This is a genomic window from Pedobacter sp. MR2016-24 (assembly GCF_026239655.1).
In the GTDB taxonomy this organism is placed as follows: domain Bacteria; phylum Bacteroidota; class Bacteroidia; order Sphingobacteriales; family Sphingobacteriaceae; genus Pedobacter.
This window is the reverse complement of sequence record NZ_JAPIVO010000002.1, coordinates 807,924-821,134: the sequence shown is the minus strand read 5'-3', so window position 1 is coordinate 821,134 and position 13,211 is coordinate 807,924. Positions and strand designations below refer to the sequence as shown.

At 41.9% G+C, this 13,211-nt stretch carries 7 protein-coding genes; 2 read left to right on the top strand and 5 right to left on the bottom strand.

Annotation, left to right across the window (positions count from 1 at the left end; translation table 11 throughout):
- The 5 genes from OQX62_RS07740 to OQX62_RS07720 form a co-directional block, all read right to left on the bottom strand.
- Window positions 1-717, bottom strand: a 717-nt coding sequence (locus tag OQX62_RS07740) for an outer membrane protein (RefSeq protein ID WP_265830877.1), incomplete at its 3' end; no start/stop codon positions are given.
- 245 nt (window positions 718-962) lie between these two features.
- Window positions 963-5,822, bottom strand: a complete 4,860-nt coding sequence (locus OQX62_RS07735) for a chemotaxis protein CheB (RefSeq protein WP_265830876.1) — start codon at window positions 5,820-5,822, stop codon at window positions 963-965.
- Window positions 5,822-7,351, bottom strand: a complete 1,530-nt coding sequence (locus tag OQX62_RS07730) for a GAF domain-containing protein (protein ID WP_265830875.1) — start codon at window positions 7,349-7,351, stop codon at window positions 5,822-5,824. Before OQX62_RS07730 ends, OQX62_RS07735 begins: the two co-directional genes overlap by 1 nt.
- A gap of 309 nt (window positions 7,352-7,660) precedes the next feature.
- The gene (locus OQX62_RS07725; protein WP_265830874.1) at window positions 7,661-8,578 is read right to left on the bottom strand and encodes a helix-turn-helix domain-containing protein; all 918 of its coding nucleotides are present in this window, start codon (window positions 8,576-8,578) and stop codon (window positions 7,661-7,663) included.
- A gap of 30 nt (window positions 8,579-8,608) precedes the next feature.
- Window positions 8,609-9,655, bottom strand: coding sequence for an NADP-dependent oxidoreductase (locus tag OQX62_RS07720; RefSeq protein ID WP_265830873.1), 1,047 nt, complete (start codon window positions 9,653-9,655; stop codon window positions 8,609-8,611).
- Window positions 9,656-10,411: 756 nt separating this feature from the next.
- Here OQX62_RS07720 and OQX62_RS07715 point away from each other — a divergent pair.
- Both OQX62_RS07715 and OQX62_RS07710 read left to right on the top strand, forming a co-directional pair.
- Complete coding sequence (locus tag OQX62_RS07715; RefSeq protein WP_265830872.1) at window positions 10,412-10,555, top strand: hypothetical protein; 144 nt, start codon at window positions 10,412-10,414, stop codon at window positions 10,553-10,555.
- A 184-nt stretch (window positions 10,556-10,739) separates the two neighbouring features.
- A complete protein-coding gene (locus tag OQX62_RS07710; RefSeq protein WP_265830870.1) occupies window positions 10,740-13,205 on the top strand; it encodes a glutaminase family protein in 2,466 nt (821 codons plus the stop codon).
- The last annotated feature ends 6 nt before the right edge of the window (window positions 13,206-13,211 follow it).

Sequence of the window (13,211 nt, the reverse complement as noted above, 5' to 3'; positions counted from 1 at the left end):
CAATTGAGAAGTTCCTTTTTTACCTAATGCAATCTCTAAACCAGCGTGAGCATAAGAGAATTTATCATTAGCAGCAGAAGCAACGCCATCAAAGTTATTGGTTTTCATAAAGTTAACAGTATAACCTAAATCGATGTTAACACCTTTGGATAAACCTAACTTAAAACCTGCACCAACCGGGATGAACCAGTTTTCATCGTAACCAGTGCTTGCACCATTTGGCGTGTTTTGAACATTTGCACTTGATGACATATAACCGGCACCACCAGTAATATAAGGGGAGATGAAATTACGTTTTTGGTTTAAGCTTAAATTAGCTAGTGTAAAGTTTGCACTTACAGCTGCCGACCAGTCAATACGTGTTTCAAACGAGCTTGCATCCTGACCTGCAGAAGGTGAAGGAAGCAGGTTGTCTCTGAAGCCTTTCACTTTACCAGCCAGGAAATCAGCCTGGATACCAAAACCTGGTGAAACTTGCTTCTTAATGTAACCTCCGTAGCCCCAGCTTTCCTGTGGTGTGCGGAAATCACCGTTAGTTCTGTTATTGAAGGGAGTGTAATGCGTCAACATACCACCGTTAAGTCCGATTGACCAGGTGCGGAAATCTTTTTTGTCAAAACGTTTCGTCGTGTCCGAATTCATGTCCTGAGCAAACAGAGAAGTTGACAATCCTACCAGAGATAATATCAATGCTGATTTAGTAATGCTTGTTTTCATTTTTTGGTTAATTAGTGTGAGTAATTTTGTTATCAGCACACATGAAATAATTCAGCCATACAACTTACAGAAGTAAATTTCTCTGTTAAACCTCATTTAAAACGGCGCTGATAGCTTTTTTAATCAGAGCCATTCATCAACTAAACTAAAAAATGTATGTTATTTACTACATCAACTTCTAAAAGCGTCTATTGGCCTTGTCAACGCTAAATTTTCCTATTCCGCTTTTAAAGCTAAATGTTGCTTTACTGGCCGGGTGCAGACTGGTTAACAGGAATTTCAAACCAAAAGTCAGAACCCACATTAACTTCACTATCCACCCCAATTTTTCCCAGATGCCGGTGTATAATTTCGGCCGAAATATACAGTCCTAAACCAAGTCCGGAGAACATATTGGAAGATTCCTCAACCCTGAAAAAGCGGTTAAAAATAAACTCTGCCTTGTCTTTTGGTATGCCTATTCCCTGATCTTTCACTGATACCCTCAGCTTATCACCCTCAATTTTTCTTGCCCGGATCACAATTTCTTTCCCTTTAGGAGAATATTTCAGCCCGTTGGAGATGAAATTTGTCACTACCTGCTCAATCCTGTTCTTGTCAGCTGTGAGCTCAAAATCTTCTATATCCTGAATGATAGTCTGTCCACCCAAATTTCCCTGTATACCATCTACCGCGTCTTCTATTACTTCCTGAATATTAAAAGTAGAGAAAGTAAAGTTCATTTTGCCAGCCTGTATTTTGGTGACATCTAAGAGGTCATCTACCAGCGTAGTCAGTTTTGCAACCTGCTTATTGGCTTTATCAATAAAACCAAAAATATGTCCGAATTTCTCCTGTTCTGCCATTTTCAATGCAAACTGCAGATAACCTTTGATGGTGGTAATTGGCGTCTTCAGTTCATGACTGGCAATACTCATAAATTCATCCTTTTTATACATCAGGTCTTTGGTAGTCTGCTGTGCAATCATCAAATCAGTTACCTCAAAACCAAAAAAAGAAATCCCATCAATTATACCTTCAGCAGAATATACCGGATTGATAATAATATCAAACCAACTGTCTTTCATTTCTCCTGTTTCTGAATCCTGATGGAGCAGCTTGTAAGAATTCGCAACAAAAGTTTCTCCGGTGGCCATCACCTGTTGTTCAAATCCTTTCAGTTCCTCACTGTCCAGTTGCGAACCTTCCCGTAATTTTTCTTTACCTATAAATTCGTAGCCGCCATCAAATTGAATAAAAGCCTCGTTCACAAATTCATAAACCAGGTTCTTTCCCCTTCTGATGCTGATCAGTGCGGGTGCCTTTTTGAAAATACTATAAAATTCATCCTGCTGCTTTTTGATCAGCTCCTGCAACTCGGATCTTCTTTTTTCATTTTCCTTCTGCGTACTGATATCAATCACATAAGTTACGGCTTCTCTAAAATTATCATCATCAAGAATAGCCGAACCCACCAGCACATCCACAGGGGTACCATTTTTATGCAAATATTGTTTTTCAAAAGGTTCACAGTAACCCTGTGTTTTCAGCAATTGCGCAGAGACATTACTTACCGGCATAAATGCCTCCGGAGTAATGTCTTTCCAGTTGATGTTACCCTGCTCAAAATCTTCCATGGTATAACCCAGCATGTCCAGGAAAATATGGTTAGCATTTTCTATTCTGCCTGAATCGATATTGGAGAACAGCATACCAATCACATTAGAATCGAAGATCTTTCTGAATTTGCGTTCAGTAGAACTGAGTCGCGTTTCTGTATCAATCAGCACAGAAATATCCAGCATGGAACCAACCATACGGTAAGGAATCTCATTCTCATCCGTCAGAATACTCCCCCTGTCCAGAATAGTTGCATATTCGCCATCAGCTTTCCTCAAACGGTATTGCGCTGTCCACTGCGTGTCTCCATTATTGATTGCATCGTAAACACCCTTTTTCACCGCGTTGCGCTCGTCAGGATGTATGAGCTCAAAATAGAATCCTATATTTTCATTTACCGGATCTTTTCCATAGCCGTACATGTTGCTGAAATTAGCACTTCTCCACATCGTATTCTCTGCCAGGTTCCAGTCCCAGATAGTATCATTAGTAGCTTGTGAAACCAGATTAAACCTGTTTTCACTTTCAGACAGCCGCATAGTGCGTTCCCGGACTTTGATCTCCAGTTCACTGTTCAGCAACTTAAGATTCTCACGAGTCCCCAGCAGTTCATTGTAATTTTTCTTGAGCTTTTCTTCTGAGATTTTCTGCCTGGTAATATCCGTAATCGTAGCCGCAAAACCGTCAGACATCTTCACAGCCACCAGCTCCAGCCAGGTTTTTTCGTTTAGTTTTAACTCTACCTGCAGCTGGCCTCCCTTTTCAACCACGTTGATGTACCGCTCCATCAGCTGACTATCTGCTATCTCTGGCAGCTGTTCCAGGATCATTGCTTTGGACAGCTCCTTTTCATCTTTCTTCAGAATTTTAAGCGCAGCATTATTGAAAGAAATACATTCAAAATCTGTGATAAAATGCTGCTTGTTCCGGACAGACCTAAAAGCCAATACGCCATTTAAACTGGCATTAAAAACCCCTGTAATAATATTATTCAGTTCAGTGAGCTTGGAGATATTCACAAAAGTGATCACTACACCATCTGTTTTTCGGTCCTTCCTCACATAAGGCATGATTTTCATCAGGCTACTGTCGCCATTCCTGATCTGCACTTCTTTTTCAATCACCTGACCAGTCTCCAATACCTGCTGTATGTCGCCATTCAGGTTATCTGCTTTAATATTATTAGAAATCTGCTCAATAGAGCGGCCAATGTCTGCCGCAATCAGGTTTACCATACTGATGGCAGCCGGATTAAACTTCCTGATATACATGCCCGCATCAACAAAAATCTGACCTATATCCGTGCTTCTGAAGTAATTATCGAGATCGTCATTCAGGTCAACCAATTCCTTAATCTTGATCTGGTGTTCCGTATTTAAAGTATGTAATTCTTCGTTCAGCGATTGTAATTCTTCATTGCTGGACTGGAGTTCTTCATTTGCAGAGAGCATCTCCTCGTTGGTAGACTGCAATTCTTCATTGGTCGTCTCCATTTCTTCTACCGCCAGCTGTAAATTATTCCTGGTTTCGTTCAGCTCCGCTTCCAGCTCAAAAATATACTCGTCCTGCTTGCCGTCACTTATGCCTGACATTCCACGGTCGTCCTTCTCAGGGATAGTCTCCAGTGTACTTTCACCAAATACGATCAGGGTGAAACCCACCCCGTTTTCCTGATCCGGTGGTTTAACCGAAATATTCAAATACGTTTCCACCCGATCCATATGGAAACGTACACGCTTCAAATGCGTGATCTCCTTCTCTTTCCATGCTGTTCTCAAAGCAGTATTTAAAATAACAGATACTTCTTTCGGCACCATTTTCAGGATATTCAACTCTATCTTTTCATCCGGCAGAGACAGGTACCTGCGGTAATCGCCCACAGCATCCTGCATGATACAGGATTTATCTACATATACACCCGCATAGCCCAAATCCCTGGTCAGGAAACTACTGAAACTCTTCTCAATCGGACTCATTGCCAGCTCACTGAGATTAGGTTTCTTCGTTTTGTCGACCAGCGATCTTGCACCTGTATTATAGGTGTTATAGCTGGCATAGTTAATTGTCCCTGTCTTCTGATAGAACTTCCATTTTCCGGATATCTCTGTAAATCCTTCCTTTAACGAAGAAACGGTTTCGCTCGACCCCAGGAAAAGGTATCCTTCCTGTACCAGAGAAAAATGGAATATAGAAAGTATTTTTTCCTGAAGAACGCTGTTCACATAGATCAGCATGTTCCGGCAGGTAACCATATCATTTTTGATAAATGGCGGGGATTTGATCACATCGTGTTTTGCAAAGACCACCATTTTTCTGATCTCGGGTATAACTCCATAGAAATTTCCGTCCTGCACAAAATAATTCCTGAACAAAGACTCCGGAATCTCTTTACTGATATTTGGAGGATATTGGTTTTTCGAGGCAATCTCTATGCTTTTATCATCGATATCTGTAGCAAATACCTTAATGTCAATTCTCTTCCTTGATCGTTTAACCGCATCAGCAGCCAGTACCGCAACGGTATAGGCTTCCTGTCCCGTACTGCAGGCACAAACCCATATTTTTAAAGTATCACCATGCGTTTTTCGTTCAATTACCTCCTCCAGCTGTTCCGAGAACAGTTCAAAAGCAGCAGTATCTCTAAAGAATTTAGTTACCCCAATCAGGAAATCCTGCCCCAGTATTTTCACCTCCCCTGTATTTTCTTTCAGGAAGTCAACATAGGCATCAAGGGATTTAATGTTATTTTCATTCATTCTCCGGCCAATGCGACGGATAATGGTTGGCGTTTTATACAGATTGAAATCATTGCCGCTTTGCTGATGAACGAGCGTAAAAATCTCATCCAGCAATGCCTCGTTGATCTTGCCGTTTTCCAATACCTTTACCGGTTCTTCCTTTACATAATTGAACAGTTCGACGCTCATTTCTGCAGGTGAAAGAATAAAATCTGTATGACCGGAGGCAATTGCGCTGTTCGGCATTCCGTCAAATTTAGCGGTTGAAGGCTCCTGTACAATGACCATCCCTCCATAGTCTTTTATCGCCTGGATTCCCCTGGTACCATCTGTTCCTGTTCCGGATAATATAATAGCTATCGCTTTTTCCTTTTTATCCTTCGCAAGCGTATGTAAAAAATGGTCTATTGCCGTATTTGGGGCTTTCACTAACGACTTTTCCGTCAGCTTCAACCTACCGCGACTCACCGTCATCAATTTATTATTAGGGATAATATACACACAATCCTGTTGTACAGCCATGTCATCCGCTGCCTCAAACACTTTCATATGTGTATGTTTACCTACCAGTTCTACCAGAAGGCTTTTATAGTCGGAAGACAAATGCTGAATCACCACAAAGGAAAAACTGGCGTTTGCCGGCATATGATCAAAAAACTGATGAATAGCTTCCAATCCTCCTGCCGAAGCCCCTATGGCCACTATATATTTATCGTATCTCTTGTTGTTTTCTTTTGTATTATCTTGCCTCATTACAGGTTGTTGCATTAATTAAATTGCTGGTCAGCACTGAATTGAAATAAGAAGTTCCTTAGAGATTCTGCAAGTTCCAGCTCAGTTTCATTCCAGATTTCAGACTGTCCGTAAACAGTCTCCAGCCATAGTTTAAAAGAGTTGCGCGGATGATAACTCAAACCATCTTTCTCCAAATTGATGGCCTGATTCGGATCACCACCCCACTTAATGTCCCTTATTCTTTCCGGTCTGAAACAGATCAGCAGGTCACCCCTGTTTCCGCTAACCGGGATAATCAATATACCGCTGGCTACATCCTTATATGACTTCCCCTCTTCGTAGATTTCGCCCAGTTCATTACTTGCAAAAACATTCCCAAAAACCTTACCTTCTGCCCACAGCAGCAAACTTTCCAGTTCTTCCTCTTCCGGAACAAGTCCCACAGACGAAATCTTACCCTTCAGATTTACAGCAAATCCGCTGCAATTAAACAATTGATTCAGGTTTTGGTTTTCATCCTCAATTAAACCCTTTACCACGTCTCCCTTAGAAAAGATGTTTTCTGTAACCGATGCTTTCAGTTTAAGCAAATGCGCAGAAACAGCAAGTTGTTCCTGCTGAATTACCGAAGAAATACGATAAGAGATTTCTAAACTCAGCCACTCAAATATAAACCTGCTTTCGGTACTGAGGTATTTAGGGTGGGTATGATGACAGGAGATTAATCCCCAAAGCGCGTCGCCCACCATCACCCTGATAGACATTGATGCGGCAACATGCATGTTGGCCATGTATTCCAGGTGAACACCTGCAACACTTCTCAGATTACAATCAGACAGATCAAGAAATCCGTTTGTAATACTGTTGATTACCGGGAAAAGCTTGTATGATTTGTAATTCCTGTCTGGAATTAACCGGAAAGGATTTTTAATATATAATGCCCGTGCCTGTCTTGGCACATCAGATGCAGGAAAGGTCTGTCCGAGGTAACTTTCCAGTTCTCCTTCAATCTCTTCTGCTATTACTGTACCGTTCCAGTCTTTATCAAAACGATACATCCTGATACCATCAAATCCTGTTATACGGCGGATTTCATGAATACTGGCTTCACAGATATCCTGTAAACTAGCTGTATTTTCAAGCGTAGAGATGAAAGACCGCACTTCCTGAAAAACAGCAGAGAAACTACGTTCAGGTTCCTCGTCATCCTTTTCAATTTCGAGGATAATCAGATCACTTTTAATGTGGCATAGTATATTTACCGGAATCAATATACCATCATTGTTAAAAGAAAAGCTAAACGGCACTCTATTTCTTGGACCTCTGGCCATCTCTTTTCTGAGTTCAGAAAGCTGGGCAGCAGTGAAAAATTCAGAAAGATGTGTTCCGATAAGTTCACGGACAGGTTTTGAACAGATGAGTTCTAAGTTTTCACTTCCCTGAACTATCTCCAGGTTTTCTATATCCGCCACTATCAGGTATCCGTAATCCTGTATAGAGTTGGTTTGATGTATAGCCAGATTACCACAAAATGCAGCATCGTAGTTTTTATTTTCATTCATAAGCAATACCCGCCGATGTAAGCGGAAAGGGCTTAAAAATATGGATTATTCAATAAAATGAGCAATAATGAGACATATAAATTGACTTTACAACTTGCAGGAATGAGAGAAAACATCCCTGGCATGTCACCTTGAGAAAATTCAATACTGAGTTTGCCCTTTTCCAAATCTGTAAATGGGCGGACAGCTAAGCACTTCTTTGAAAAAGAATCGTAGCATAGTTGTAACGTAATTGTAGCATCCTATTCATACCTGTCCAAAACATTTATGTCTGGATATAAAAATGGACTACGCTTTTCAGCAGATGAGCTAAGAACTGGAAATAAAAGACTTCCTGTACACGTTAGGTGATTGATCGGTGTAGCGCTTGAATAATTTATTAAAAGATTGCGGGTGCTCAAAACCCAGCTGATAAGCAATTTCAGCAATTGTAAGTCTCGTGGTACTCAAACTTACTTTAGCCTTTTCAATTAATTGTTCGTGGATATGCTGCTGGGCACTTTGTCCCGTCAATGTCTTCAGCATATCCGTTAGATATCTTGGCGAGACATGAAGATATTCAGCCACCTCAAGAACTGTGGGTAAGCCCTCTACCTCACTTGCAAAACGTTCTGCCAGGTAGCTATTCATTTGAGTAATCAGATCATGATGAACTGCTTTGCGTGTAAGGAACTGCCGGTTATAAAAACGGTTACTGTAATTAAGCAATAGTTCGATTTGGGAAACCAGCACATCCTGACTAAAGCTGTCGGTATTACTTTCCAGCTCAGCAGCAATATTTTCAAATAGACCAACCAAAACTTTTTTCTCTTTGTCTGATACAAACAATGCTTCATTTACCTCGTAAGCGAAGAAACCATATTGCTGAATGTTCTTTCCCAGCTGATAATTCCGTATCAGATCGGGATGAAAAAACAACATGTAGCCATCCTCATAACAGCTTTCTTCGGTAGACATGGTGATCATTTGATGGGGAGCCAGAAAAGCCAGCCCCCCTTCTTCAAAATCATAATGACCCTGTCCGTATTTCACATGGCCACTGAAATGCTCCTTCAATGAGACCTTGTAAAAGTTAATCAGGAAATTTCTTCCGGCATTTTCACGGCTCACCTGATCGCTATCGTATTTCACCAGTGCAATTAAAGGATGCAGCGGTTTAGGCAGCCCCAGATCGCGCATAAATGCTGAGATGCTTTTGATAACGTTAAGCTGTGGTTTAACTTTCATGATGAAGCTAATTTAAGATTTATCCTGTTATTAAACCACGGTGAGTATAATCTTACCTTGAATATGACCAAGAGCAGCCCTTTCATGTGCCCTTTGAGCTTCCGCCAGCGGAAAAGTACTGTCTATCACAACCCGAATCTTTCCGGCCTGAAGTAATTTACCAAGTTCTTCAAGCTGTGCACCATTTGAGCGAACCTGAGTGGCCGAAACCGTAACTCCCAATTGACCTGCCTCACCATCATCTGAAAAACCTAAAGGGAAAATCGGGAATAAAGCACCGCCAGGTTTAAGTGTACGTAAGAAACGACTGGTTGTCGGACCGCCGACTGCATCAATAACCAAATCCAGATCCCGTACCATATCCTCAGGACGAGTCTTTGTATAGTCGATAAACTCATCCGCACCGAGATCTCTCAGCATAGCTTCATGTTTTCCAGATGCCACTGCGATTACTTTTGCACCTTTCCATCTGGCTATCTGCAATGCAAAGTGCCCTACCCCACCTGCTGCTCCGTTCACGAGTACGGTTTTACCTTCGAGCAGGACTGGTTCATGCCTGTTTGGCTGAAGTGGATTCGGTTCATTATGCCCAAGATCTACGAGAAACTGCCATGCAGTAAGCCCTGCCATAGGTACCGCAGCGGCTTGAATGTGATCGATAGCTGCGGGTTTGAGCGCAAGTTGAGAAGCCGGGACGCTGACGTACTGTGCATAGGCCTTACTTAGTCCGAAACTCGGAAAGCGAACCATGGAATACACTTCATCACCGATGGAAAAATCATTCACATCATCAGCGATAGCCGCAACAACTCCTGAAATGTCTGTTCCAGGGATGACCGGGAAAGGCACGTTTGGCTGCCACTCAGGCGGCAACATCTTGTATCCGTCGCGCAGGTACCAGTCGGGCGGATTAATGCCAACCGCATAAACGCGAACCAGTACTTCTCCAGACTCCAGCTCAGGAACTGGTGCATCCTCATATTTTAATACTTCAGGGCCACCAAACTCATGTAACCGGGTGGCTTTCATCAACAGTTTGTTAGCAGTCTTATTGGCTTTGTTTTTAAATTGTTCCATCTGATTTTGTTCTTTTGATTATACAAAAGTCAGCAAAGGCGTTATTTAAAAATTAGTCTGGATTGTCAAAAGTGTATCCAAAATCCCTGCGCTCTTATTATTTCGCATCTTCTTCCATGTGATCAATATATTAAAATCATTGTTTATGATAGTATCAGTGTGGTTCCAGTCGACTTTAGTGGCTGTTTAACTTTACTTTTTTTCGGGGCAAACAGGGGGTTAAAGTAGGGTTAAAGGCCCTTTTTAGCGCTAATAAGCGCACTAACCCCCCACTAACCCCGCACTAACACCCTACTAGAGGGCTGTCAAAGCAAAAAAGAAGCTGAGGATTAGCAAAACCTATCCTAACCGAAATCAAAGTGTCCTATACGGGTTTACTTGACACATTAGGCTTAATGATTCATGTTAATTACTGTTTTTACTTGACATTTTACGAAGACCAGGATCGGGGCTGGCGGCTATATTGGTCAGGTATTCATTTGGTATTGGTTTGGTATTGTCTTGATACTGTTTTGATAAATCAGACCAATACCACTTTAATATCATGTTATAGTTAAGCGAAGATAGCCTCTTACCCGTAGTATCATCATAAGATAAATTCGATAATCATCAATTATTATCTAAATACTATTGATGCTTGCAATAGCCTTATCCAGCGCATCATCTGTTAAACCAGGGATGTAAATGAGGGTGTTCCAACAAAGCTCGAATGTGTTTCTAAAGTGAGATATATCAGCGATGCGCTATAGGTGCTGAATGGCAAATGGAAACCCACCGGTTACTGTGACTTATGAGTCAACAACTTACAGCGATACGCTGAAAAATGTGCTGCATGAGCTGGGCGATTGGGGTGAACAGCCCCGGGCGAAGATCAAACAAAGCATACGAAAATGTTCTTAGTTCATTCCCAGCAGGTTAACGAATTATCTTCCCGGAATTGGAAAGATATCAGGTTGTCATCATTGGAAAGATTGAGACGCATCAGCGAAAGCTTGATACAAAAACTCAGTTCTGATAACTTTGAACCTCTTATTTTTACAATCCTGATAAAAGGATAAGGAGAACATCGTAACCAAACATAAACATGAACAAATTTATCAATTTAAAATGCCTCAGCTTACTGACCTGCTTTTTTACCTTGGTACAAAGTCAGGCTCAGGAAAGAAAAGCCCCTTCCTACCCCCTCATCACACACAACCCTAATTTTAGCATCTGGTCAAATACTGACGAGCTGAATGCATCTACGACTACGCACTGGACCGGAGCTAATCACTCGCTGCTGGGTCTGATCAATGTTGACGGCAATATTTACCGCTTCATGGGCAAGGAAGAAGCAAATTACAAAACAATACTCCACACAGCTGACGAAGCACCTTTTACCGTTAAGTATACGGAAAAGGCTCCGCAGGGAAACTGGATGTCCGGCACTTATGCTGCGGGCGACTGGAAATCAGGTTCAGCGCCTATAGGGGATAATGCAAGCCTGGTAAAAACGCTCTGGAAATCAAAAGATATCTGGGTAAGAAGAACATTTACAATTGCCAATCCGGCCAGTATCAATGAGCTGTTGTTAAAGATAAACCATGATGACAATATCGAAGTATACCTGAATGGCAAAAAGGTCTGGCAAAAAGAAGGCTGGACTACCTCTTTCCAATATTATCCACTCCAGAAAAAAGACTTGAAAGCGGGTAAAAACGTAATTGCTATCCATCTGGCCAATAATGCGGGTGGCAGGTATCTCGACTTTGGTTTGGCAGATAAACAGCAAGACAATGCAGCAAAGATTCAGTTAGCGAAACAAAAAAATGTAGAAGTTACTGCCACACAGACAATCTATGATTTTACCTGCGGCAAAACAGATCTGAAAGTAACCTTTACCTCCCCTCTTTTAATGAATGATTTAGGGCTGCTGGCGCGTCCGGTGTCTTACATCACCTACACCGTTCAGGCTAATGACAAAAAAGATCATGCTGTTAAAGTCTTTCTAAGCGCCTCATCAGATATCGCTGTATACAGACCTTCACAGGAGGTAACGGCAAAAAAATATGCAACGCCGGAATTGACCATTCTCAAAGCAGGTACCAAAGAACAGCAAGTGCTGCAAAAAGGAGCTGATGATATGCGCATAGACTGGGGATATTTCTATGTAGCCGCTCCCAAATCCGGCAATGTTTTACAGTTCATCACCAGTGGCAGTACTGCAGCCGACGCTTTCAGGAAAGGTTCTTCTGTTTCTACTGCTTCACGCGGTAAATCACTTGCTCTGAATACGGTGGTATCGTTTGAAACGGTGGGTCAGAAACCGGTAGAACGTTTTCTCGAACTGGGTTACGACGAGATTTATTCCATTCAGTATTTTAAAAAGAACCTCAGACCCTGGTGGAATACTTCTGGTAAGGAAACGATCGAAGGACAGCTCACCAATGCCGCCAAAGAATATACAGAGGTGATGCAGAAATGCGAAACCTTCGATGCAAGTGTTTATGCAGACGCGTTAAAATCGGGCGGCAAGGAATATGCGCATCTATGTATGCTCGGCTACCGTCAGAGTATTGCGGCGCATACCCTGGTAAAAAGTCCTGAGCAGGAAATCTTATGGTTATCGAAAGAAAATAACAGCGGCGGTTTCATCAATACAGTAGATGTAACCTATCCTTCTGCCCCTTTGTACCTGATCTACAATCCGGCTTTAATGCAGGGAATGTTAACTGGTATTTTCTATTTCAGCGAAAGCGGTAAATATCCGCATCCATGGGCTGCACATGATTTAGGTACTTATCCACTGGCGAATGGTCAGACTTACGGAGAGCCGATGCCTGTTGAGGAATCTGGTAACATGATCATCCTTACCGCAGCCATAGCAAAAGCGCAGGGTAACGCAAATTATGCAAAAGCACATTGGAAAACGCTGACGATCTGGGCAGATTACCTGGCAAAAGAAGGGCTGGATCCTAAAACACAATTGTGTACGGATGATTTTGCAGGTCACCTGGCAAGAAATGCAAACTTATCTGTAAAGGCCATTGTAGGTATTGCCAGTTATGCACAAATGGCAGAAACGCTGGGTTATACCGAAACTGCTCATAAATACAGGGCTATTGCAGAAAGCATGGTACCAAAATGGATAGAAATGGCAGATGCGGGCGACCATTACGCGCTTACTTTCGATGACAAAAACACCTGGAGCCAAAAATACAACCTGGTATGGGATAAAGTATTGGATCTGAACCTTTTTCCACAGCAAATTTATAATACGGAGATTAAGTATTATCTTAAAAAACAGAACAAATTTGGTCTGCCGCTGGACAGCAGAAAGGCTTACACTAAAAACGACTGGATTCTTTGGACTGCGACTTTCGCCCCTAACCGCGATGAATTTGAAGCGCTGGTAAAACCAGTGTACAGGCATGCTATCGAAACAGAATCACGCGTTCCGCTGAACGATTTTTATGATTCCAATACGGGTATCCGTGACAACTTCAAAGCCAGAAGCGTAGTCGGCGGCTTCTACATGAAAATGTTCGCTGACAAACTTAAAGGGAAATAAAAAATA